Here is a 24,003-nt window from a genome sequence, read left to right as displayed (position 1 = left end):
CTATAGAAATGATTACCACCTCTGTTGCAGAAGCAGCTTCCTGTCTTAAAAAAGGTCAGGTTCTCGCATATCCTACAGAGGCTGTTTGGGGATTGGGCTGTGATCCCTACAATGAGCAAGCCTTTCTCGAAATTTTGCGCCTAAAACAACGTCCCATTGAAAAAGGCGTGATTTTATTGGCTGCCAATGTCGCTCAAGTTGAACACCTGCTTCAAGGCTTAACAGAAGATATGCGTCAGCAAGTCATTGCGACCTGGACCAACCGTAAACCCAATGAACGTGCAACCACATGGTTATTACCGGCTGGCGACCATATTCCAACATGGATTAAAGGCAATCATCCAAAAGTCGCAGTCCGTGTGACTACCCACTCTTTATGTGTGGCTTTATGCCAAGCTTTTAATGGCTTTATTGTGTCTACCAGTGCCAATCCTGCAGGATTAACCCCTGCACGTTCCTTACAAGAAGCCAATCAATATTTTGCCAATGAACTAAATTACTTAAATGGTGATCTCGGCCTAAGCCAAGAACCAAGCAAAATTATTGATGCTGAAACAGGTGAAATCATCCGCGCATAAGCTCGGATGCCTGTCTACACCTGCCTTTCGGGAAAATACAGGCAAAAAAAAGCTCAGCCATATAGGGATGGCTGAGCATAAAAAAGGATGTGTATAAAATCACATCCAGAGGGTCTTGCAATCTCTGGGTAAATATCAAGTAATTATTAAGAATTACTTCATCATTTACGATGAAAGTATTATGTAATATTTTTTTAAATTTAACAAATATATTTTTTATATAAATAAAACTACTGATAAGCACTTTATTTGTGATTTTATAACCACTTAGTCAAAATATGTATCTATTTTTGATTGATTTTTAAGACGAGAATTTGTTTTTTTAATTCAGTTTTACACTCAAAAAACCATTTTCAAAAGATTTGCTCTATAAAAAATAAGCTTGTTTGTTTATTTTTTAATCAAAAATTCTCATAAATTTTCAATTTTTTACTAGCTTTACTTACGCTGTGCCAAGATCACCCCAGTAATCGCCATCACTGTGCCGACGGTATGATAAATCATCCACTGCTCAGCCAACCAGAAATAGGCAATAATCGCGGTAAATACCGGCATCAAATTCATAAAAATACTGGTGCGATTCGGGCCGAGATGTTGTACAGCCAACATCCATACCAACGGTGCAATCAGTGATGGAAAAATTGCCGCATAAAATACACTTGGCGCATTGGCAGGATTAATCGCGTCTATGCCTAAATACAATACGAATGGCAAGTGATATAAAACGGCAAAGAAAATTTGTACATATAAGCTCAACAGTAGCGGAAGTTTCAATTGCCATTTTTTTAAAAACACCCCATAAAAGGCATAAAAGAACACTGCGAAAATCATGAGGATATCGCCGAAATGTCCGCCCATATTCAGTAATTGACTGAAATCTCCTTGCGCAATGACAAACAATAGCCCCGTAAATGAAATCGCACAGCCTAGGATGGCATAGCGGTTGGGCACATCTTTAATTAAGAAAAATGCAACGGCAATCGTAAAAACAGGGATAAAGGCATTAATGATGCCCATATTGGTCGCCGTCGTATAATGCGCAGCGGTATAGCCCAAACCTTGATATAACACCATGCCAAAAGCACTCAGCACAGCCAATTGCTGCCAATGCTGCTTGATCAGCTGTCTTTGCTGCCAAACGGTTTTCAGCATAAAGGGGGTTAATATCAAAAATGCAATAAACCATCGATAAAAACTAATACTGACCGGTGAAATATAATCCGTCACATAGCGGGTGACGGTAATATTTAACGACCATATAAATACTGCGATCAGAGGCAAACAAATTGCAAATTTCGCCCAACGCGCTTGAAGCAACATGTCTGACTCCTCAATATATCGTGCAAAGATTGGTTTAGGTATTTTGAGTGATGTCTGTTTTAATTGAAATACATGATTTCAGACATTTATATTGTAGTTCCGACATTGACTCTTAGGCTTATATGACATCACCACCAATTGAACAACAGATCGAACTTTTTGAAGCACACTACACAGCATTAGATACGGTCTACCCGCACAGTTGTCTTTGGGGTGATTTTAATTTTTGTCTCGATGGTATTTTCGAATATGAGATACAAGGGCAACACCATCTCTCACCTGCCAGTTATGGGGTGTGGATTCCTCCACATACAGAACATTGCTCAGTCGCAATTGATGAGCAACCTATTCATTATGTGGCAATCCGTCTAGCACCTGATCTCTGCATAGATTTCCCCAAGCAGACTGAAGTATTTAGCATCCAGCCTTTCTTTCGTTTATTGGCGCAAGAAATTTTGGCCTTTCCTACAGAGCAACATACCACACCACCCTATCGACACCTGCTACAGGTCTTATTCGACCAGTTAAAAACAGCACCCAAACATCAACATTATTTACCGCAAAGCCATGATGCGGTGTTAAAGCCGATCTTGGCGCAGCTTGCAGATGTAGATCATTTTAGCTTGAGCCTACAGCGATGCTTAGCCAATGTGGGTTTGAGTGAGCGTCAGTTACTGCGGCTGAGTCAGCACGAACTACAAATGAGCCTTTCTGAATGGCGAAACCGTGCCAAAATTATTTATGCCATTCAACAACTCCGCGCTGGTCAGTCTATTAAAGCTCTCAGCTATGAATTGGGCTATCAACACAGCTCAAGCTTTATTGAGTTTTTTAAACGCTATACAGGAAAAACCCCAAACCAACACCGCGCCACTAGTTAAACGTCAAGCACTCAAGCACTCAAGCACTCAAGCACTCAAGCACTCAAGCAAGCATCAGCTCGAATTCTGCAAACCACTACAAAAATTATGCGAAAAGCCTATCGATAAAAGCTTGCTGTTCACCAGATTTCCCTTTAAAACAAGGATGAAAGGCACAACTTTAATTAGGAACGAATATGTCAGCTTCAGTTTACGATATCCCGGTAAAAACCATCCAAGGTGATGACACCACACTCAATCAATACCAAGGCAAGGTTTTATTATTGGTCAATGTGGCCTCTAAATGTGGGCTAACACCGCAATATGAAGGCCTAGAAAAACTCTATACAGAGAAGAAATCACAAGGTTTTGAAGTCTTAGGTTTTCCTGCCAATAACTTTTTAGAACAAGAACCTGGTTCTGAAGCTGAAATTCAAGAATTTTGCTCAATCAACTACAAGGTTGATTTCCCACTTTTTGCAAAAATTTCTGTTGCAGGCGCGGATAAACACCCACTTTATCAAACCTTAACCCAAGCCATTCCTGAACGCATTGGTGAAGGCCCATGGTGGGATGATTTAGTTGAATACGGTTTAACACCAAATCCAAAGCCTGAAGTGCTCTGGAACTTTGAAAAATTCCTCGTGAATAAACAAGGTGAAGTTGTGGCTCGATTTGCACCTGACATCAAGGCAGATGATGCACGTATTGTCGATGCCATTAATGCTGAATTAGCCAAATAATTCGCCAATATCTCAATCTCTCAGTTAAGATTATTTTGATTTTAACTGAGATTGATCATTTTAAATTATCACAATAATAGTTATCAATTATCACATAATGATAATTTACATAGTTTATCCATTATTTTAATATTTCACATATACATTGTTCAAAGTTTCCCTGTAAATACTCATTATGATGAGTCTTATCAAATCACATCCAGCAGTAAACAGGTGAACTTATGAATACATTAATGAAAGCTATCGTTTTATCTATTTCGACAGCACTTGTTGCTGCTCCAGCAATGGCTGCACCGCAAAATAGCCAACAACATGCACCTGCGCATAATCAAAATACGAAAGCTCAACAGCACACTAAACAAAACACACCAGTAAAAAACCAAAGCCAGAACAAGAAAAAAGCCGTAAATCCTTCACATGATTGGCGTTCTGGACAAAAAGTACCTTCTGAATACCGTGGTCATAGCTACAAAGTAGACCACACCAAATACAAAAAATTATCTAAACCAGGCAAAAACCAACAATGGATTAAAGTGAATGGCGACTACATTTTAATGAATGCCGTCAGCCACGCCATTATCAAAATCATTGCGGGTTAAACCCACCAAAACATCAAAAGAGGGCAAATGCCCTCTTTTTTTTGTTCAAGCGATTATTTTGTTATTGCTTTGCAACAATCTATTTTTAATCCACATTCTGCCCCTATATTCAAAGCATAGACTTAACACATAGTGATGATTGAATGAAAAAGCTAGTGCAGAATGCCCTTCTCCCTTTTGCCATTTTTAGTGGTGTTTTGGTGCTGATTGGCTGTGAACCTGCCACAGCACCGCAACAGGAACAAGAAATCGCAGCAGAAAATGATCGCCCTGCAACAACATCAACAAACGAAGATCAATCTGCGACACAAAGTCAGGCGACAGATCAAAGCCAATTAAAAAGCGGCAATATGTTTTATATCGTTCGCGATGTTGCGGATATGCAACTTAAAGCCGGCACTTATGTTGAACAACTCAAACAAACGCAGGTCGATTTAGAAGCCGCAGTCAGCAACCAAGATCATCTCCAATTGCAAAAAGCGGCAACCCAGCTGCAACAGCAGCTCAAAGGTTTCAATCAAGCTTTGAATGATTTAAATCTAAAAAGCACTGAGATTAATGATATTCGCAGCAATCTACAGGCAGCGAATCAGCAAGTATTGGCCTCACCTTTTCTCAATGGACAAGTCGATTTAAGCAAAGTTGATTTTCAGAAAATTCAAAATCAAATGGGCAATATTCAAGCGGAAATGCTGAAATTAGCAGGTATGTTGATCCAAGATCAGGCAGGCAAAAGCTCATCTACTGCACCCACTGAAACTGAATAAATAGCGAAATCTAGCATTTCCATTGCATTCCACCTGTTTTCAATCAAAAAAGCGTTAGACCTTGAGCTAACGCTTTTTTTCTTACAGTTCCGCTATAGAACACGACTGTTTTTCCTTTTAGATTAATGCTTAATAATAAAGCCAATGATGCAACAGTTATGTCAAACGCTGTGATTTATAACATTACACCCATTACCTTTCGTTTAGATTTAAAAGATCCTTTCTTATTTACAGCTCATCATATCGATCATTTTCCTGCTGCAAATGCAGACATGGGGCCAAAAACAGCCGCACAGAAAGATGAATTCAATATGTACTATGGCGATGTGGTTCCAGGTTTCCCAGAGCATCCACACACCGGCTTTGAAACCATTACCTTGGTTGAACAAGGCTATGTCGATCACTTCGATTCCTTAGGCAATGGCGGACGCTATGCTGCGGGTGATGTGCAATGGCTGTCTACAGGCAATGGCGTTGAACACTGTGAAATGTTCCCCCTACTGCATGAAGATAAAGCCAATCCTTTTGAACTTTTCCAAATTTGGTTTAATTCATCGGCTGAACAGAAAACCCATGATGCTGACTATAAAATGTTTTGGCGTGAAGAGATTCCTCACGTCTTTGAAACGGATAGTGAAGAAAAAAAATCGGATATTCGCGTGATTTCAGGGCAGTTCAAATCCACTGATGCTATTTCCCGACCGCCACACTCATGGGCGGCTGCCGCAGAAAATAAGGTCAACATTTATTTAATCACCATGCAAGCAGGCGCAAAGTTGGTGATTCCCGCAACAACAAGTAGCTCCAACCGTTTTGCTTATTTCTATCAAGGCAATACATTAGAAATAGAAGGTCAAAGCATTCAGATGAAGCATTTGGTTGAACTCCAATCAGATGCCGACGTCCATCTCAAAGCAGGTGGATTAGAAGCACGGATTCTGTGGTTAGAAGGTGAACCGATTAATGAACCCGTGGCGATGCGCGGTCCATTTGTGCTCAATACCACGGAAGAACTCGATGCAGCTTTTAAACGCTATCGTGAAACCCATTTTGGAGATTGGCCTTGGCCAACACCCGCACCGGTCTTCAAACGTGATCAGGCTCGATTTGCCAGTTATGAAGGCGGTAAACGTGTAGAGCACCCAGAGCAGGAAAACTCACAAGCGTCTTAAAGTTCAATTAGTTGGATTGAGCAAATTCAAAAGTATTACAGTTTTTATCTTGTCCAAGTGCGCGCTGAACATCTTGTTTAAAACGTGCTTGGGCAAAGCTATATTGCTTCGGTAAAAATAAGGTAATACGTGTCGTCTGTGGATCTAAACTTTCGACCAACATTTTATGCAAATACGCCCCATGCTCAGTTCGTGCCATCAATGTCCCCTGCTCCAAATGCTCTTCTAAACGATTATCGGTATAGACGTAGCGATTGTTCGCGGTAAACGCAACACAGTGATTATAGGCTTGTCGCAGATTTCGAAAGGCGGTCATATATGGGATTTTAAGCTCCGTACTGATGCCATTATCAACCGATTCAGCGACAAGTGCAGCTTCAGTCGGAAGATTGGGTGTCGTGACGTATTGGCTTTGACATGCAACGAGCAAACTATAACAAAGACACAGCGATAAACTGTTGAAAAATTTGTGCATACGGACCTTTGCAACTTGTTCTTATTTATTTTGCAGAGATTGTAGCAAAACTGGGTTGCTGATTTAATACTCTACTATTCATTCCGTGCTTTCATTGCAAATGCTATGCAGCTGATTATTTTTACAGGCGTTCAAGCCTCTGGCAAATCAACCTTTTACATGTTGAATTTATATCATAGCCATTTACGTATTAATTTGGATATGTTGAAAACCCGACATCGGGAAAATATGATCTTTGAAGCAGGTTTGGCATCCAAAACCAAAATGGTGATTGACAATACCAACCCAGATCGGGAAGCTCGTGCTCGCTATATCCAACGCGCAGTTGATGCAGGTTTTGAAGTGATTGCTTATTATTTTGAAACCGATTTGGACAGCACCTTAAAGCGTAACAGTTTTCGTGAAGGCAAAGCCCATATTCCAGAAGTTGGCGTGCGTGCAACTTATCGCAAGCTTCAAGTTCCATCACAGGATGAAGGCTTTGATCAAATTTTTAAAATAAAAATTATCAGTCACGGCGAGTTTTCAATTTTACCCATGCATGAATAACAACCATTAACCTGCTTTTTGGCTATCTTGCCATTTTTTAAAAGCCGATAGCATGGCCTGACGCTCATATGGTTTCACTAAACGACTTTCTAATGAAGCAAAATCACCTTTATAAGCAGCAGCGACCATCGATTTTGCCAGTTCTTGAATACTCACGCGCCCACGGTGTTCATATTGCTGGACTTCTTCATGGGAGAGTTCAACATCCCAACATGACACGACAGAACTTAGATCAACCGCAATGCTCAAATAATATTGATCAAAGTCTTGATAAAGTTCCCAAAAATGCGGCTCATAGGCGATAAGGTTCATGGTGCAATGCTAGCTGATTGAATTTAATCACCATAAAGATTGTATTGAATAAAATATATTCAACTTTAGATTGATCAATTTCAAATAATTTAGGGTAAAAAAACCACCCTTTCGGGTGGCTCTTTCAATCTCAAACTGCGTCTTATTGAGCGCGGTTTTTGATTTTGCGGATGGTTTCCAACTGAGCAGCAGTTTCTGCAAGAGCAGCCAATGCAGCAGCTGAGTCCAAGTCGCTCTTTTGATTTGCTAACAATTGTTCAGCTTGTTTACGAGCTTCAATAATTGCTGCTTCATCAAGGTTGTCAGCACGTACTGCAGTATCTGCAAGTACAGTAACAACGTGCGGTTGAACTTCTAGTACACCACCTGATACATAGATTAATTCTTCTGTACCATTTTCAAGCAGAACGCGGATTGCGCCCGGCTTGAGCAAAGTTACTAGTGGTGCATGGCCAGGCATAATACCCAACTCACCACCAGCACCTTTAGCAATTAGCATAGTTACAGTGCCAGAGTACAAAGACTCTTTAACACTTACAACGTCACATTGCATAGTTGACATGAGAATCTCCTAAATTAGGTAACTAATTAAAGTTTCTCAGCTTTAGCAATAACTTCGTCAATACCACCAACCATGTAGAACGCTTGTTCTGGAATGTGGTCGTATTCACCAGCTAGAAGACCTTTAAAGCCACGAATTGTTTCTTTAAGCGGTACAAGTTTACCAGGAGCACCAGTAAACACTTCAGCTACGTGGAACGGTTGAGAGAAGAAACGTTGGATCTTACGTGCACGGTATACAGTAAGTTTGTCTTCTTCTGCCAATTCGTCCATACCAAGAATTGCGATAATGTCTTTCAATTCTTTGTAACGTTGAAGAACGTTTTGAACTGAACGAGCGATTTCGTAATGCTCAGTACCCACTACAAGTGGATCTAACTGACGTGAAGTAGAGTCAAGTGGATCGATCGCTGGGTAAATACCAGAAGATGCGATGTCACGGCTCAATACAACAGTCGCGTCCAAGTGAGCGAAGGTAGTCGCAGGCGATGGATCTGTTAAGTCATCGGCAGGTACGTATACCGCTTGGATTGACGTAATAGAACCAGACTTAGTAGACGTAATACGTTCTTGAAGAACACCCATCTCTTCTGCAAGAGTCGGTTGGTAACCTACTGCAGATGGCATACGACCTAGAAGTGCTGATACTTCAGTACCCGCTAGTGTATAACGATAGATGTTGTCGACGAACAATAGAACGTCACGGCCTTTACCGTTTTCGTCTTTTTCGTCACGGAAGTACTCAGCCATAGTCAAACCAGTCAACGCTACACGTAAACGGTTACCTGGTGGCTCATTCATCTGACCGTAGACCATTGCTACTTTGTCTAGAACGTTTGAGTCTTTCATTTCGTGATAGAAGTCATTACCTTCACGAGTACGTTCACCAACACCAGCAAACACAGATAAACCTGAGTGAGCTTTCGCGATGTTGTTGATCAACTCCATCATGTTTACAGTTTTACCAACACCGGCACCACCGAACAGACCAACTTTACCACCTTTAGCGAACGGGCAAAGTAAGTCAATGACTTTAATACCAGTCTCTAAAAGGTCAGTAGAAGCCGCTTGTTCTGCATAAGAAGGCGCTTGACGGTGAATTGGTAAACGAGCTTCAGTACCAACAGGACCAGCTTCGTCGATAGGGCGACCAAGAACGTCCATGATACGACCTAAACATGCAGTACCTACAGGTACAGAGATAGGCGCGCCAGTGTTAGTTACAGTAAGACCACGCTTAAGGCCTTCAGTAGAACCCATTGCAATAGTACGAACTACGCCATCACCAAGTTGCTGCTGAACTTCTAATGTAGTTTCAGTACCATCAACATGGAGAGCGTCATAGATCTTAGGAACGCTGTTACGTTCAAACTCGACGTCGATAACCGCGCCGATGATCTGAATGATACGACCGCTACTCATTGCTGTCTCCTCAATTCAAACTAATAATGTTAAACGGCAGCGGCACCACCAACGATCTCAGAGATTTCCTGAGTAATCGCGGCTTGACGCAGCTTGTTATAAATAAGTTGTAGGCTCTTGATCAATTCACCCGCGTTATCAGTTGCAGCTTTCATTGCAACCATACGAGCAGACTGTTCACATGCGATGTTTTCAATCACACCTTGATAAACCATAGACTCAATGTAACGAACCAATAAACCATTTAGAAGCTCTTCAGCTTCTGGTTCATAGATATAGTCCCAACCGTATTGACGATTTAGGCCTTCGCTTTCCTCAGCAGCTGCTAAAGGAACAAGCTGTTCGATTTTTTGGTTTTGAGTCATGGCGTTGACAAAGCCGTTTGACACTAGATAAATACGATCTAACTCGCCTTTATCAAACGCGTCTAACATCACCTGTACAGAACCAGTTAACTGTTCAAGACTCGGAGCATCACCTACGTTTGTAGTTGCACCAAGAACTTTACCGCCGTAGTTTTTAAAAAACGAAACCGCTTTTTGACCAATTAAAGCAAATTGAACTTCAATTGACTGCTCTTGTTGCTGTTGTACGTGTTTGACCACTTTTTTGAACAAGTTAATGTTCAAACCACCAGCAAGGCCGCGATCTGAAGAAACAATGATATAGCCAACGCGCTTTACAGGACGTTCAACCATATAACGGTGTTTGTATTCAGGGTTCGCTTGTACCAAATGAGCAATTACACGGTGCATATTTTCGGCATACGGACGGCCTTGAGCCATGCGCTCTTGCGCACGACGCATCTTAGAAGCTGCTACCATCTGCATCGCGCGAGTAATTTTCTGCGTGCTTTTGATACTAGCTACTTTGGCGCGAATTTCTTTTAAATTTGCCATACGCTTAACCTAGTATTCGAAAGCCCTTTCGAGCTTTCGAAGGTTGATCCGTGAACCAAACCAGAACCAGATTCAACATCGTTGAATCTTAGTAAGTTTGAGTCGCTTTAAAGCTTTCAATACCTGCTTTGATTGCTGCTTCGATTTCTTTATCGTAAGCACCAGTCTCGTCAATTTTTTGCATTAACGCAGCATGTTCTGAACGGAAGTAAGAGATCAACGCAGCATCAAATGCAACGATTTTCTTCACTTCTACGTCAGCCATATAGCCTTCGTTAGATGCATAAATTGAAACAGCTTGGTCAGCAATTGAGTATGGAGCATATTGTTTTTGCTTCATAAGCTCAGTTACACGTTGACCATGTTCAAGCTGTTTACGAGTTGCTTCGTCAAGGTCAGAAGCGAACTGAGCAAACGCAGCTAATTCACGGTATTGCGCAAGAGCGGTACGGATACCACCTGACAATTTTTTGATGATCTTAGTCTGAGCAGAACCACCAACACGTGATACAGAGATACCCGCGTTCACAGCAGGACGAATACCTGCGTTGAATAATGATGTTTCTAAGAAGATCTGACCGTCAGTAATCGAAATTACGTTTGTAGGTACGAATGCAGATACGTCACCGGCTTGAGTTTCAATAATCGGTAATGCAGTTAATGAACCAGTTTGGCCTTTAACTTCACCGTTAGTGAATTTCTCAACGTAGTCAGCAGATACACGTGAAGCACGTTCAAGTAAACGTGAGTGTAGATAGAATACGTCACCAGGATATGCTTCACGACCTGGTGGACGACGTAGAAGCAATGAAATTTGACGGTAAGCAACAGCTTGTTTAGACAAGTCATCATAAATGATAAGCGCGTCTTCACCGCGGTCACGGAAGTACTCACCCATTGTACAACCAGCATACGGAGCCAGATACTGCATCGCTGCAGGATCAGCTGCAGCAGCTGCTACAACAGTTGTGTACGCCATAGCGCCAGTTTCTTCTAGCTTGCGCACAACGTTAGCGATAGTCGATTGTTTTTGACCAATTGCTACGTATACACATTTAATGCCAGAATTTTTCTGAGCGATGATCGCATCGATCGCCATAGCTGTTTTACCAGTTTGACGGTCACCGATGATCAACTCACGTTGACCACGACCAACAGGGATCATTGTATCTACTGATTTATAACCAGTTTGTACAGGTTGATCCACTGATTGACGCCAAATTACGCCTGGTGCTACTTTTTCAACAGCATCAGTAAGTTTTGCGTCAATAGGGCCTTTACCATCAATTGGGTTACCCAAAGCATCTACTACACGGCCTAAAAGTTCTGGACCAACCGGAACTTCTAATACACGACCTGTGCAACGAGCTTTTTGACCTTCTTGAAGGCTTAAGTAGTTACCTAAGACAACGGCACCCACTGAATCCTGTTCTAGGTTCAGTGCCATACCAAATAAGCCGCCGTCGAATTCGATCATTTCACCGTACATTGCATCAGCAAGGCCGTGAATGCGCACAATACCGTCGGAAACCATAACAATGGTCCCTTCGTTCTTAGCGGTCGCGCTGGTGTCCAGATCGCCGATACGCTGTTTAATGAGCGCACTGATCTCGGATGGATTCAGTTGTTGCATTGCGCTATACCTCAATCTTTTTAAAGTTCAGTCTTCAAGCTGTTAAGCAAGAAGACGAGTCCGCATTTTTTCAAGCTTGTTAAGCGCAGAATCATCTATCACTTGGTCGCCTGCACGAATAACTACACCCGCGATTAACGCTGGGTTAACTTCTACAGAAACATTTACGGCAGCTTCGAATTTTTTCTCTAATGCATGCGCAAGTAACTGTTCTTGTACAGAAGTCAATGGGAATGCAGATTCAATCACTACATCCACAGTATTGTTATTCTGTGATTTGAGCTGTTCGTATTCTTCTGAAATTTCAGGAAGAAGTGCCAGACGGTCATTATCGGCAAGCAATGTCAAAAAGTTTGACACTGCTGCAGTCTGGTCGTCACCTAAAACTTTTGCGAAAACACTTACCTGCTCAGCAGGTGTAAGCTCAGGGCGATTTAGATAAGCTGAAAATGCTTCGTCTTGCACCGCAGCACTGAGCAAGTTTAATGCATTTGACCAAGCGTCAGTTGCATTTTGCTCAGAAGCGTAAGCAAATGCTGCTTTAGCGTATGGGCGTGCCAACGTCAAGAGTTCAGCCATAATCCGCCTCTCTTAAAGTTTAGCAGCCAGCTGAGTCAGCATGGCATTGTGAGCTTCTGCGTCAACTTGCTGGTTCAGAATTTTTTCTGCGCCAGTAACTGCAAGAGCAGCAACTTGTTGACGTAATTCTTCGCGAGCAGCATTGATTTCAGTATCAACAGCTTCTTTAGCTTGTTGACGAATACGCTCACCTTCAGCCGCAGCTTGAGTACGCGCTTCTTCTACCAATTGCGCACCACGACGGTTCGCTTGTTCGATCAATTGAGCCGCTTGTGCTTTAGCCGCATCTAATTCAGCTTTCACTTGTGCTTGCGCATCCGCAAGGTCAGCTTTCGCTTTTTCAGCAGCGTTTAAGCCATCAGCGATTTTACGCTGACGCTCACTAATCGCATTGATTAGTGGTGGCCAAACAAATTTCATGCAGAATGCGACGAAAATCGCAAATGCAATCGCTTGGCCAATCAATGTGAGGTTGATATTCATTGCTATTCCTCAATAGTTTAATTTAGGAATTAAGCTGATTAACCTACAAATGGATTAGCGAAGATGAAGAACAAGCCAATACCAACACCGATCATAGGCACAGCATCAAGAAGACCTGCGATTAAGAACATACGAGTTTGAAGTTGTGGAGCCAATTCTGGTTGACGAGCAACAGCTTCTAAGAAACGGCCGCCTAGAAGACCAAAACCAATCGCAGTACCTAAAGCACCAAAAGCGATCAAGATAGCAGATGCAATTGCAACTAGACCTAAAGTGAGTTCCATGATAATTCCTCAGAGGTTAGGTTTATACCAAATTAAGTTAAAAAATTGTGTGCCCAACCACCCTTTGACAGTTGAGCAATACCATTAATGCTTTTCGCTAGCCATACTCATATATACGATAGTCAACATCATGAAAATGAATGCTTGTAACGTAATAACAAGAATATGGAAGATCGCCCAAGGCACAGACAACGCCCACTGGATCCAGAACGGTAGTAATGCGATCAAGATGAAGATCAACTCACCCGCATACATGTTACCGAACAGTCGAAGAGCCAATGAGATTGGACGTGCAATAAAAGTTACTAATTCAAGAATAATGTTTACTGGAATAAGTAATGCTTTTAAAACTGGGTTACTTGGGTTAAATGGGTTAAGTGCAAATTCTGCACCGAATCCGACAAGACCTTTCTCACGGATACTATAGAAAATAGTTAACGCAAATACTGATAATGCCATACCCAAGGTAATGTTAGGATCAGTAGATGGAACGATTTTGAAGTAAACGTGGTGAGGATCCATACCAAACACGTTAGCACCGATCAATTGAGCTGTATAAGGAATCCAGTCAACAGGGATCAAGTCCATCAAGTTCATGAGGAAAATCCACACGAAGATGGTCAACGCTAACGGCGCAATTAAGCGCGATTTGCCATGGAAAGTGTCACGGACACTTGAGTCAACGAACTCGATAATCATTTCGATTGCAGACTGGAACTTGGTCGGAACACCAGAGTTTGCAGCTTTCGCTACAACCCAGAACAACAAACAGAAAACAATACCAAGGCCAATAGACCAACCCATTGAATCCAAGTGAATAGCAGTGAACCCCATCTCTTGAGCTTCTTTAGCAGTCTCAGCTAACTTCCAAGTACCATCTGGCATTTTACCATAGGTCAAGTTAGTCAAGTGATGCTGAATGTACTCGGTCGAAGTAAGGGCATGTTCTTCAGCAGCCATAAATCACACCTGGTCAATGTCAAAACTAATAGAGAAAACGAATATCGCGTGCTGCCTGATATCTCGTTACTCTCCAAAAAACTTTTCAATTTTTTGTTGTGTTTATACTCGTTTTTTTAAGCGTGTTGCCCAAAAAGGAGCGACCCACGACATACTTTGTACGAGCATAAAACCACAAAACAATGCCACCGCTGACAACGGTTTGACATTGATCAAAATCAAAATGAATCCAACAATCACGATTGCAAACTTGCCCATTAAGCCACGATACATGTTTGACAGCACCTGTTTAGAGGCACGGGCACCAGCCGCACGAAACGACTGCCATGAAAAGTAGCTACTTGCTAGCCAACATACCAACGCACCCAAAGCTGCACTATATGCTGTGATTGTGTCTTTAAGGACCCAACCAATCAGGGCTGAAACAGGAATCATTACTGCTTGTAAGATGACTAAAGCTTTCGCTAATCGTCGATCAATCATGCGACTAGTTCGACTCATTTTTGTTCACTCACAGCAATTCTGCTTGACAAGTTTAACTGATGATTATTTTTAATCGCAGGCATTATAGAGTTACACCCCTTAACTTGCAATCTTTTCCCGACCTTAGTCGTGTTTTTTTAAATTGGCAAACTGCTTTCAAACTAATCAATAGTTGTTTATTTTTTACTTTACTTTCGTGCATTTAGTGTGCATTTCAGGGTTTCATCAGCCAACATCTTCCATGCTGTTACAAAATCCCCTGCCCCACTCATCGTTTCGTCAACCGGCTGAAAGACGATACCACCGAGCTTTTGATACTGATTTTGACTGGCATGTGCTTCTGCAAGTAAGCATACTTTTGGCTGCGCGCGATGGTCTTTCAGGTATTTGATTTGTGCCAATGTCGGCGCGACATGTGGATCATCTGTCAATGCACCTGTAAATTTCAAATTCAGTGAGCGCTCAAGATATTGATAGGCATCGTGGTAAGACCAGTAAGGCTGAGCACGGCTAGACACATCGGTTTTTTGTGCAGTAACCAAGAGTTTCTGCGCAAATGCACGTGCATTGGCCCAATATTTTTCGCGATGTTCTGGAAACTGTTGTGAACGTAACGCGGCTATAAAAAAGCCGATTCGAACCGCATTGTTTGGTTCAAGCCAGACATGCGTATCGATTGTGCCTTTTAATGCATTGCCACGCACATCCCGTAATGGCAATGCACTGATAATGCCTGAGTCTAAAATAGCGATACTTTTGCCACTTTCACCTAACATTTTTGCTAAAGGTGCTTCGTGTGCATGGCCTAACCATAAAACGAGATTGGCATCTTGCACGGTTTTACGGTGCGCAGGCGTCAAACTCACATCATGTCCAGATTGATGGTCAAGCAATAGCTTTGGCTGCTCTACACCCTTGAGTACATCCTTCGCGATTAGATAAATCGGTTGTGTAGAAACAACAAGACCTTGCGCCCAGCTCATTACACTGAATAAAGCCAAACTACAAAAAAGAAATACACGGGACATGGGGAGAGAGCACCATAAAATGAATAGTGTTATAATATAACAAAATCGTAAAAAAACCTACGTCTGTTCGTAAGTCCTTACGCTTCATGTTAAGATTTAAAGTCTTTTTCTTTATACAGTTTCGTACTCGAGGTTGGCTATGAGCGCATGTTCACACGAACATCATAATGCTTTGCATGGTGTACACGATCATCATAATGTCGAACAGCGCCTTGCTGAAGCTGAGAGTCTCTGTAGTGCGACGGGTGCTCGACTTACGCCCTTGCGTAAAGAAGTTTTGGAACTAATCTTAAATGCAACGGGGCCAATGGGTGCTTATGACCTTCTGGCTAAAATCAAAAGCGAGTCTGACCGACCTGCAGCGCCGCCGACGGTGTACCGTACGCTGGATTTTCTGCTTGAAAAAGGTTTGATTCATCGTCTAACGTCGATTAATGCTTACATCCCATGTTGTCATCCGCGCGAAGGACATCAAGCTGCATTTCTGATTTGCACCGATTGTAAAATAGTCAAAGAAGCATCTGCTCAAGGCTTGATGGCGCAACTTGATGAATTGTCTGCATCCGATGGTTTTACTGCACATCACAGTATTATTGAAATTTCAGGGATCTGTCAGCAGTGCCGCAGCAAACACTAAATGTGAAGCCCATTGTGGCTTTAGAGCATGTTCATGTCCGAATCGATGAACGTGACATTTTAAAAAATGTAGATTTCGCCTTACACGAAAAAGAAATTGTCACCTTGATTGGTCCTAACGGTGCAGGCAAATCCACGCTCATCAAAGTGTTATTGGGTATTGTAAAACCTGTATCTGGTAAAGTGATCAGCATACAAAAATTAAAATTCTCATATGTGCCACAAAAATTTAATCCATCACACAGCTTACCGCTACGTGTGTGTGATTTATTGGCATTAGAAAAATGTGATGCCAGCATTAAGCAAGAAATTATTCGTGATACAGGCATTGCCAAGTTACAACAATCTAAAGTTCAGCAACTATCGGGCGGCGAACGTCAACGTGTATTGATTGCACGGGCATTATTGCGTCAACCGAATGTATTGGTTCTGGATGAACCTATGCAAGGTCTGGATATCCAGTCTGAAGCGGAACTGTATGACTACGTGCGTAGCTTGCCAGAAAAATATGGCTGTGCAGTTTTGATGGTTTCTCATGATTTACAATGGGTCATGCAAGGCACGCACCGTGTGGTTTGCATGAACAAGCATATTTGTTGTAGTGGCTTGCCTGAAAATGTCCAGCAACATCCTGAATATCAAGCGATCTTTGGAACAAATCGTGTGTTCTATCAACACCATCATGATCACTGTGCACATGGCGATAGTGCAACGCCTTGCCAGCATGACTCTCGTCCTCATATTCACCCTGAACCGGAAGCATAATCCATGATGGAATGGCTACAACTCCTTTTGCCAGCATGGATCATGGGCACTTTGCTGGTGTTCCTGACTGCACCGCTTGGCTGTTTAATGTTATGGCGTCGCATGTCATTTTTTGCGGACACCATGGCACATGGCACTTTACTCGGTGTCGCCATTGCCGGTGCGATGAGTCTACCGCTTTGGACAGGCGTTACATTGATTGCGCTCTTATTGGTTGCAATCTTATGGGTGTTACACGATCCACGCTTGCCCAATGACGCCTTGCTCGCGCTTTGTTCTGCAACACTCCTGTGCTCAGGCTTACTGTTCATACAACATTTGCCAAGTTTAAGACCTGAGTTACTCAGCTATTTATTTGGGGACTTGCTCACCATTTCTTGGTCAGATTTGCCTGTCTTTGCAGTGGTGATCATTGTGGCACTGACCGTGCTGTATAAAAATTGGCAATCTCAGATTCAGATTGCCATTGACCCCGATATTGCGGTCAGTGAAGGTGTCAGCGCTAAATGGCAACGTCTGATTTTTATGTTATTACTGGCATTATTTACTGTATTGGCTTTACGTGCTGTCGGCTCATTGCTGATGGGTGCATTGTTAGTGATTCCTGCATTAACCGCTCGTTTATTGGCAAATTCCCCGAAGCAAATGGTACTGTGGTCTTTCATCATTGCCCAAGTCGGTGTAACTGTAGGTTTATGGTCAAGTGCTGGTTTAAACACCTCTACAGGACTGACCATTGTATTAACTATGGCGCTGCTCTTTGCCCTGATTTTTATTATGCAAAAATTTAAGAAAGTGGCTTAAGTAGCAACGTTCATTGCTCAATTCGCGACATATCAAAAAAAAAGCCATGCAGTTGCATGGCTTTTTTTGCACGTCAAATACGATACTCAGAATCATCTAACTGGATTTATTGATGCACCAAACTCAATAAGCTCGCCGCACAAGCAAATAATACCGCAAAGGTTCGATTCAAATATTTTTGTTGTTTGGGTGATTTTAATAATCGCAGTACTTTTGCAGCGAGACCGGTATACCCCGCCATGACAATCAGATCGATGCTAATCATCGTTGCAGCCATGATGACATATTGAATCCATTGGGGTTTGGATAAATCTAAAAACTGCGGCAAAACTGCCAACAAAAATACAATCGCTTTAGGGTTGCTCATATTGACCAAAAAGCCATGTAAAATTAATTTTGAACGTGATTTATTGGGCAAATCTTGTTGGATTTCAATTGACTCAGTTGGCGCTGTCCACTGTAAATAAGCCAAATACAATAAATAGCCCACACCAAACCATTTCACGATCAGAAAAGCCCATGTTGTCGTCGCAAATAAGAACCCTGCCCCAGCCGCAACAATGACTATCTGAACCAAAAGTGCCAATTGCAGGCCGATGGCATTCCAATACCCATGCTTAAACCCATAATTCAAACCACTCGACATAGACGCAATTGCACCTGCACCTGGGGAAACACTAATCACCCAACATGCCAACATGTATGCAATCCAGATTTGATAGGACATCATTAGCTCAAGTTTGAAATGGGTCTGTATTATATGACATTTACTCTATTTTCATGACAATAATGCACGCTAAAAGGCCAAATGAAGGCTACACTCTCAGCGCTGCTTAAGGCACAATACACACAGCCACTCAGAAATTATAATTTTTAGGAGCCATGAATGTCTGCTCAATCTGTAATTTTGCCATTACCCTCAGATCATGCTCGTTTTATTGTTTTACGTTTAAAAGATTTAACGATTAGCGAATTAAAAGAACAACTTGAAGACTTACTTAATACTCGTGATCGTCTGATTACCCAACATCCAAATGCACAGATTAAAACGGCTGTGGCTTTTGGACCAGAACTTTGGGCACAACTTTACAGTCAATCCCCGGCAGGCTTTAAACAACTTGATCCAATTCAAGGTTCATTTAACATGCCTGTAGCCCCAGCAGATGTATTTATCCATATTGCAGCACAGCGTACAGATATTTGCTTTGCGCTGAGCCAAGCATTCTTTGATGGTATTCAAGATAAAGTTGACGTACTGGATGAACGTGTGTGCTTCCGCAATTTTGATGGCCGTGATTTAACCGGCTTTATTGACGGAACTGAAAATCCGCAATTTCCAGATGATCGTGCTGAAACAGCATTACTAGCTGAAGAAGCTGGCGTATTTGCCAATGGCTCTTTTATTTTTGCACAGCGTTATGCGCATAATTTGGATAAATGGAAAAAGCTGAAAGTCGATGCGCAAGAGCATGTAATTGGCCGTACTAAACTTGAGTCTATTGAGTTAGATGAAGATGAACAGCCTGAAAACTCACATGTATCACGTACAGTTGTAGAAGATGGTGAAGGTGAAGAAATGGCGATTTTGCGTCATTCACTCCCTTATGGTGATGGCCGTGGCGATCAAGGCTTGTTCTTTGTGGCATATACCAATGATTTAAGCATTATCGACAGCATGCTGGTTCGCATGTTCGGTACGAGCGGTGACGGTATTCACGACCGCTTACTACATTTTGTAACGCCAATGGACGGAGCGTATTACTTTGCGCCGAGTGAAGAGTTGCTGGAAGAAATTTTAGAAGGGTAAATTTTGAAAATGCAAAGAGTAGATTTTCCTACTCTTTGCAACAAAATTTATTTATTCATAGTACTTAATTCTGCAGTGGAAAGACCAATATTTTCACACCCCTGCGTAGCTGAAACACATTTTAACGTATTACTTAAATCAACTTTAAAGACACTCGATTTACCACCTTGTGCATATTTTATATTTGCTAAATATGTAAAAATTCCTTTTTTAGAATTAAACGTAAATTGATCTCCTTGCAACAAATCCACCCCTTTACCATTAGCATTGTTATCTTCTGAAGCTAAAACAGGAACTGTTAAGAAATTGTTGCTATTAAAATTATAAACGAAAGTATTAACAATAAAGCTTCTAAAAGGCGTTTTTACATAATCAATATTAAAATCCTCTCGAACACGAAATGCCACAATATTTTTATCACGATATAAGATATTTATATCAACATTAGATTTTAATGGAACTGTTGACTTATAAACATCGAAGACTTTATTTTGATTAAAAATTTGTACTCCAAATTTTTTCAATGTGTACTTTCTCCCATTTTTATTTTTATCAACATCACCAAAATCAGTTAATCTTATTTTTTTATTAGTAGAAACTATACTATATGTTCCATATTTATCTATAAAATCGATAGGTGATTTTATTTGTATAGCTTCTTGAGTTGGATCATTCCAACTATTATTTATTTTTGCATATCCACATCCAAAAAAAGAATTAATAATTAAAAATAAGGAAATTGTTTTTATATATTTCATATTATGCCTTTTAGGGGTTAGTCGAACTAATAAGGTAAATTTGCATTAATAAAAGGTATTGGATCAATTCTCCCGGTTAAACCAATACCTAATAAAGGAGCACTCCTTGCTTCAAAATGTAAATGGGCGCCATTTGCTATAGTTGTCATCTTATTAGCATTACCTGTAGCACCCGACTTTCCAATAACCTCTCCAACATCTACTAGATTACTTGTATCTACATCACTAACTGACAAATGATTTTAAAAATTATCAGCTGTATGTTAAGACGTATGTTTGGCACCAGCGGCGATGGTATTCACGACCGTTTACTTCACTTTGTCACGCCTATGGATGGCGCGTATTACTTTGCGCCGAGTGAGGGGTTATTGGAAGAAGTGCTGGAAGGGTGATTAAATGAAGCCGACGAAAGTCGGCTTTTATATAATAACTACTTAAACTGATATATGATTTTTTTAGAATTTTGATAATACGTCATTATTGAATTATTATCTATTTCTACTCTATTGTTTAAATATATAAATTTTTCATCAACTAACTTATTATTTTTAACTTGCATAACTCTTAAATTTGGTCCACTTTCATCTTCAAAAGGTGAAATTATTAATTGAAATCGACCTCTATCTAGAACCATACTTGGTCCATCCGATAGGTTTACGAAGTCATACTTTTTAAACAGTTCTTTTGTTTCTATTAAATTTAGACCAGAGCACTCTTTTGTCTTTTTTGAAATACATTTCAAATGCACATCAGAATCATATTTTTTTGATACTATATTTTTTTCACTACCTATAATTTCAGGATCTTTTTTTATTTTTTTAAAACTATCATTTTCAAATATATAACATTCATTTTCAACATTTATATTATTATCATCACTAGCATAAGTAGTTCCAGAAATACAAATTTCATTTGAGGATTTAGAGAACTTAATTTCAGGATTTTCATTACTTAAAACTTCCAACCTAGAATCCACAAAATTACCAACTATTTGTTGCAAAGGGTATATTTTTCCTTTTGATGAATCTATGACAACAATTGCTTTTACATTTCTACTGTCACCTTTACCGGTATATCTATCTTCATTTAATATTATAAGTATTTTGTCATTTGAAAAATTAGCTGTGCTAGCTAATTTTTGATTATAAATTTTTATTTTTTCATTAGTACAAAAATTTACTTTAATTTTTTCTACATTACATGAACTAACATTCTCAGATTTTAGACTATCTTTAATAAATGATGATTCCTCTCTCGAATAAGAACAACTAGAATTTAATAATCCAAAAATTAAGAAAAGGAACAATTTGGTTAATTTCATTTTTAAAACCTATTTTGATGAATGATATGCTTTAATTTTTTCAAAAATTTCTTTTACCTTAGCTGTTGAATGTGAATTAGCTCTATTTGTACCAGATTGGTGATAGCCTACCGAACCATCAGAAATAACGCCAAATTTATTCTTACTACCTTTAGGTAAAGCTATTGAAGCCCATTCTCTAGAGGCATCTATCATAGCTTTTTCAACTGTTGAGCTACCACTGTGTATAAGATTGTAAATTTCAGTTCGTCCTCTTAATAAATGTTCCTTAAAAACTCTTTCCTGCATATTCGCATCGTAAAGTTCATCACCAGTGAGATTCATTCTCTTTCTTGCAGCGTCTAATGTTGATGGAATTGTTTGATATTTTCCGGTTGCAAATCTTCGCCTATTGTCTTGCCAACTATAGTTTTTTGAAGCTAGTAACAATTGATTAATTGTTTTTCCTGTAATTGTGCCTGGTAAATCATTCATTTTCCCATATTTGACTCTTTTCCCTTCAGGTGCTCCTGCATTCCAAGCCTCATAACTTCCTTCACCACTAGCAATTGCATTTCCCAACTCCACAACCAATTCATCAATTGTTTTATCAGAAGTTTTTAAATTATTACTTGTCGCAGTTAATACACCTGAACAACTTAAAATCGATACTAAATTTATTTTTTTTACTAATTCAACTAATGGACCACCATTCAATTCTGCGACACTCTTTTTGAAAAAAAGGTCATTAAAATATGGCTGAGAGAACCTCGTAACATCATAGTGCACCCAAGTTGTTGCTCCAGAACCGCCGTTATTAAAAACTTTAGGTTCAAGATATATTTTATCAGTTTGTCTTTGCTCTGAAGCTCCCATCTTAATTTCCATTATATTTTTTCTAATGAATTCCATATCTAATAATTCTTTGGTTCTTACTCCGTCCTTCTTTATATGTATATCTAGTGCTAGCCCCATATGGTTGACACTCGTTCTTTTATGCTGCTTATTATTTTCAATACATCTATATCCTGATTCGATGTATGCCACTTCTAATCCACTTGATTTAAATTCATTTTTTAAATAAAAGTTTAAAGATTTTAATATCCAAATTAGAGATCTATGTATTCCTGGATATTCATTAGCAACATTACTACCAGAAGTAACTCCTTTACGATTATTACCATAACCAGAACATTTCCCACATTTACATGAAGCTTTTGCCATAAATCCTGCAACTGGATATTCTGTATAGAACTTATCTAAAGCCAATAATAAGCTTCCACAAATTTTCCCCGTTTCAGGAACCCCCATATAATCCCTCTGAAACTGTTTGATACAAGCTTCAGTTAAAGGAGTAAATTTATCAGTAGGTAAAGCACCGCCAAAGCCAGCTAAACGGATATTAATTTCTCGTATTAATTCACTTTGCCCACTTGAAATACATTGAGGCGATGACTTGCATAAATTTGATGTATCAGATTTGGGAGTACCTCCATCCTGACTTCGGTCCTCTTTCATTTCAATTTTAATAACTTCAGTTAAAGCTTTTTTCCCATCCTCATACCATTCATTAAGCTTTTCCAATGCCTTATTTTTATAATCATCTAACTTAGATTCTGATGATTGATTAGCTTTCTTTTCATCATGTTTAGGTGGTGCTGATTTTTGAGACTTGGTCTTCTCTGGCTGCTTTTTAATCGGCTGCGGTTTCTTATCCTGACTGCTTTTATTGCCTGTTGCTGGCGTATTAACTGGCAATTTAATAATTTGGCCTATGCTAATTTTATTTTTATTTTCAAGGTTATTTAGAACGTCTAATGCCCTAACTGTAGTCTGATACTTTTGTGCAATCGAAGTTAAGGTGTCTCCTTTCTGAACTATATGCGTCTTGCGCTTATAACCACCTTGTTTACCATTATTTTCTAAAGTTTTTAAATCTATAAGCAATTTTGGACTAATTACCTTAACTAACATTCGATCTTTTGACAGAGTAAAAGATTTGACTTTTTTCATACCATCATCAAATAGATTTTTCACATATACATCTAAAACCGTTCCTTTGTCCCGCTGAATTTCATAAAAACAGCCCTTTGAATTAGTGATACCTTTTACAACATGCTGATCTGTTTTCTGATTTCTAACTTGATAGTGAATCTTAGGTATTGGGTTACCAAGAGCATCTAGAATTTGTACTGTTACTAAAGCTTTATTAGACATATTTTTATA

The 24,003-nt window shown here is 40.1% G+C and carries 28 protein-coding genes and 2 pseudogenes; 12 read left to right on the top strand and 18 right to left on the bottom strand.

Translation table 11 applies throughout. From position 1 onward, the window contains the following. Window positions 1-8: 8 nt before the first annotated feature. A complete protein-coding gene (locus FTU83_RS06895) occupies window positions 9-578 on the top strand; it encodes an L-threonylcarbamoyladenylate synthase (RefSeq protein WP_111885874.1) in 570 nt (189 codons plus the stop codon). 438 nt (window positions 579-1,016) lie between these two features. Here FTU83_RS06895 and FTU83_RS06890 read toward each other — a convergent pair whose 3' ends face one another. After that, on the bottom strand, window positions 1,017-1,898 hold the full coding sequence (locus FTU83_RS06890) for a DMT family transporter (protein ID WP_180105982.1): 882 nt from the start codon (window positions 1,896-1,898) through the stop codon (window positions 1,017-1,019). Between the two features lie 122 nt (window positions 1,899-2,020). Here FTU83_RS06890 and FTU83_RS06885 point away from each other — a divergent pair, with 122 nt between their 5' ends. From FTU83_RS06885 to FTU83_RS06865, 5 genes are all read left to right on the top strand, one after another. Continuing rightward, window positions 2,021-2,779, top strand: a complete 759-nt coding sequence (locus FTU83_RS06885) for a helix-turn-helix transcriptional regulator (protein WP_180105981.1) — start codon at window positions 2,021-2,023, stop codon at window positions 2,777-2,779. Window positions 2,780-2,955: 176 nt separating this feature from the next. After that, window positions 2,956-3,501 carry a glutathione peroxidase gene (locus tag FTU83_RS06880; protein ID WP_111885877.1) on the top strand — a complete coding sequence of 182 codons (546 nt, stop codon included), beginning with the start codon at window positions 2,956-2,958 and terminating at the stop codon, window positions 3,499-3,501. 221 nt (window positions 3,502-3,722) lie between these two features. Continuing rightward, window positions 3,723-4,100, top strand: a complete 378-nt coding sequence (locus tag FTU83_RS06875; RefSeq protein ID WP_078191466.1) for an RcnB family protein — start codon at window positions 3,723-3,725, stop codon at window positions 4,098-4,100. 143 nt (window positions 4,101-4,243) lie between these two features. After that, on the top strand, window positions 4,244-4,867 hold the full coding sequence (locus tag FTU83_RS06870) for a hypothetical protein (protein WP_180102767.1): 624 nt from the start codon (window positions 4,244-4,246) through the stop codon (window positions 4,865-4,867). 158 nt (window positions 4,868-5,025) lie between these two features. Beyond that, window positions 5,026-6,039: a pirin family protein gene (locus FTU83_RS06865; RefSeq protein WP_180105980.1), complete on the top strand. Its 1,014-nt coding sequence runs from the start codon at window positions 5,026-5,028 to the stop codon at window positions 6,037-6,039. A gap of 7 nt (window positions 6,040-6,046) precedes the next feature. Here FTU83_RS06865 and FTU83_RS06860 read toward each other — a convergent pair whose 3' ends face one another. Beyond that, on the bottom strand, window positions 6,047-6,514 hold the full coding sequence (locus FTU83_RS06860) for a hypothetical protein (protein ID WP_180105979.1): 468 nt from the start codon (window positions 6,512-6,514) through the stop codon (window positions 6,047-6,049). 105 nt (window positions 6,515-6,619) lie between these two features. Here FTU83_RS06860 and FTU83_RS06855 point away from each other — a divergent pair, with 105 nt between their 5' ends. Continuing rightward, window positions 6,620-7,063 (top strand): AAA family ATPase, encoded by a 444-nt coding sequence (locus tag FTU83_RS06855; protein WP_168378802.1) that lies wholly within the window; start codon window positions 6,620-6,622, stop codon window positions 7,061-7,063. Between the two features lie 6 nt (window positions 7,064-7,069). Here the strand turns inward: FTU83_RS06855 and FTU83_RS06850 are convergent, their stop codons facing one another. The 11 genes from FTU83_RS06850 to FTU83_RS06800 form a co-directional block, all read right to left on the bottom strand. After that, window positions 7,070-7,375, bottom strand: a complete 306-nt coding sequence (locus tag FTU83_RS06850) for a hypothetical protein (RefSeq protein WP_180105978.1) — start codon at window positions 7,373-7,375, stop codon at window positions 7,070-7,072. A 142-nt stretch (window positions 7,376-7,517) separates the two neighbouring features. After that, entirely contained in the window at window positions 7,518-7,937 is a 420-nt protein-coding gene (locus tag FTU83_RS06845) for a F0F1 ATP synthase subunit epsilon (RefSeq protein WP_078191472.1), read from the bottom strand. A 26-nt stretch (window positions 7,938-7,963) separates the two neighbouring features. Next, a complete protein-coding gene (gene atpD, locus FTU83_RS06840) occupies window positions 7,964-9,358 on the bottom strand; it encodes a F0F1 ATP synthase subunit beta (RefSeq protein ID WP_078191473.1) in 1,395 nt (464 codons plus the stop codon). A 29-nt stretch (window positions 9,359-9,387) separates the two neighbouring features. Next, window positions 9,388-10,257, bottom strand: a complete 870-nt coding sequence (gene atpG, locus FTU83_RS06835; protein WP_078191474.1) for a F0F1 ATP synthase subunit gamma — start codon at window positions 10,255-10,257, stop codon at window positions 9,388-9,390. An 88-nt stretch (window positions 10,258-10,345) separates the two neighbouring features. Then, a complete protein-coding gene (gene atpA / locus FTU83_RS06830) occupies window positions 10,346-11,890 on the bottom strand; it encodes a F0F1 ATP synthase subunit alpha (protein WP_180063292.1) in 1,545 nt (514 codons plus the stop codon). A 42-nt stretch (window positions 11,891-11,932) separates the two neighbouring features. Then, complete coding sequence (locus tag FTU83_RS06825) at window positions 11,933-12,469, bottom strand: F0F1 ATP synthase subunit delta (RefSeq protein ID WP_180105977.1); 537 nt, start codon at window positions 12,467-12,469, stop codon at window positions 11,933-11,935. Window positions 12,470-12,481: 12 nt separating this feature from the next. Beyond that, complete coding sequence (locus FTU83_RS06820; protein ID WP_078191477.1) at window positions 12,482-12,952, bottom strand: F0F1 ATP synthase subunit B; 471 nt, start codon at window positions 12,950-12,952, stop codon at window positions 12,482-12,484. A 38-nt stretch (window positions 12,953-12,990) separates the two neighbouring features. Next, window positions 12,991-13,236, bottom strand: a complete 246-nt coding sequence (gene atpE, locus FTU83_RS06815; protein WP_000424060.1) for a F0F1 ATP synthase subunit C — start codon at window positions 13,234-13,236, stop codon at window positions 12,991-12,993. A gap of 84 nt (window positions 13,237-13,320) precedes the next feature. Then, window positions 13,321-14,196: a F0F1 ATP synthase subunit A gene (gene atpB / locus FTU83_RS06810; RefSeq protein WP_078191478.1), complete on the bottom strand. Its 876-nt coding sequence runs from the start codon at window positions 14,194-14,196 to the stop codon at window positions 13,321-13,323. Window positions 14,197-14,298: 102 nt separating this feature from the next. Next, window positions 14,299-14,697, bottom strand: a complete 399-nt coding sequence (locus FTU83_RS06805; RefSeq protein WP_078194025.1) for an ATP synthase subunit I — start codon at window positions 14,695-14,697, stop codon at window positions 14,299-14,301. A gap of 170 nt (window positions 14,698-14,867) precedes the next feature. Next, entirely contained in the window at window positions 14,868-15,707 is an 840-nt protein-coding gene (locus FTU83_RS06800; protein WP_180105976.1) for a metal ABC transporter solute-binding protein, Zn/Mn family, read from the bottom strand. A gap of 139 nt (window positions 15,708-15,846) precedes the next feature. Here FTU83_RS06800 and FTU83_RS06795 point away from each other — a divergent pair, with 139 nt between their 5' ends. The 3 genes from FTU83_RS06795 to znuB are packed head-to-tail and all read left to right on the top strand — an operon-like array spanning window position 15,847 to window position 17,912. Further along, window positions 15,847-16,344 carry a transcriptional repressor gene (locus FTU83_RS06795; protein ID WP_078191481.1) on the top strand — a complete coding sequence of 166 codons (498 nt, stop codon included), beginning with the start codon at window positions 15,847-15,849 and terminating at the stop codon, window positions 16,342-16,344. Continuing rightward, a complete protein-coding gene (gene znuC, locus FTU83_RS06790; RefSeq protein ID WP_180105987.1) occupies window positions 16,317-17,108 on the top strand; it encodes a zinc ABC transporter ATP-binding protein ZnuC in 792 nt (263 codons plus the stop codon). Before FTU83_RS06795 ends, znuC begins: the two co-directional genes overlap by 28 nt. A 3-nt stretch (window positions 17,109-17,111) precedes the next feature. Beyond that, window positions 17,112-17,912 (top strand): zinc ABC transporter permease subunit ZnuB, encoded by an 801-nt coding sequence (gene znuB / locus FTU83_RS06785; protein WP_180105975.1) that lies wholly within the window; start codon window positions 17,112-17,114, stop codon window positions 17,910-17,912. 106 nt (window positions 17,913-18,018) lie between these two features. Here the strand turns inward: znuB and FTU83_RS06780 are convergent, their stop codons facing one another. After that, a complete protein-coding gene (locus FTU83_RS06780; protein ID WP_180105974.1) occupies window positions 18,019-18,639 on the bottom strand; it encodes a LysE family transporter in 621 nt (206 codons plus the stop codon). Window positions 18,640-18,798: 159 nt separating this feature from the next. Between FTU83_RS06780 and FTU83_RS06775 the strand changes: the two genes are divergently transcribed. Continuing rightward, window positions 18,799-19,719 (top strand): Dyp-type peroxidase, encoded by a 921-nt coding sequence (locus FTU83_RS06775; RefSeq protein WP_180105973.1) that lies wholly within the window; start codon window positions 18,799-18,801, stop codon window positions 19,717-19,719. A gap of 47 nt (window positions 19,720-19,766) precedes the next feature. On the opposite strand, the gene FTU83_RS06770 is transcribed toward FTU83_RS06775, so the two are convergent. Together FTU83_RS06770 and FTU83_RS17385 are read right to left on the bottom strand one after the other, a co-directional pair. Beyond that, complete coding sequence (locus FTU83_RS06770) at window positions 19,767-20,477, bottom strand: hypothetical protein (protein WP_180105972.1); 711 nt, start codon at window positions 20,475-20,477, stop codon at window positions 19,767-19,769. A 26-nt stretch (window positions 20,478-20,503) separates the two neighbouring features. After that, window positions 20,504-20,716 (bottom strand): annotated as a pseudogene (locus FTU83_RS17385) (transglycosylase); the annotation flags it as partial. 3 nt (window positions 20,717-20,719) lie between these two features. On the opposite strand from FTU83_RS17385, the pseudogene FTU83_RS06765 reads away from it, so the two are divergent. Beyond that, a pseudogene (locus tag FTU83_RS06765) lies at window positions 20,720-20,869 on the top strand (peroxidase); the annotation flags it as partial. A 38-nt stretch (window positions 20,870-20,907) separates the two neighbouring features. Here the strand turns inward: FTU83_RS06765 and FTU83_RS06760 are convergent. Next, window positions 20,908-21,798 carry a hypothetical protein gene (locus FTU83_RS06760; RefSeq protein ID WP_180022175.1) on the bottom strand — a complete coding sequence of 297 codons (891 nt, stop codon included), beginning with the start codon at window positions 21,796-21,798 and terminating at the stop codon, window positions 20,908-20,910. 9 nt (window positions 21,799-21,807) lie between these two features. Continuing rightward, window positions 21,808-23,994 (bottom strand): LysM peptidoglycan-binding domain-containing protein, encoded by a 2,187-nt coding sequence (locus tag FTU83_RS06755; RefSeq protein ID WP_120364777.1) that lies wholly within the window; start codon window positions 23,992-23,994, stop codon window positions 21,808-21,810. Window positions 23,995-24,003: the final 9 nt, after the last annotated feature.

Origin of the sequence: Acinetobacter sp. YH12152, from assembly GCF_013418285.1 — a bacterium.
GTDB lineage: Bacteria > Pseudomonadota > Gammaproteobacteria > Pseudomonadales > Moraxellaceae > Acinetobacter > Acinetobacter amyesii.
Note: the sequence above shows the minus strand (reverse complement) of the source record. Positions and strands in the feature narration are given on the sequence as shown.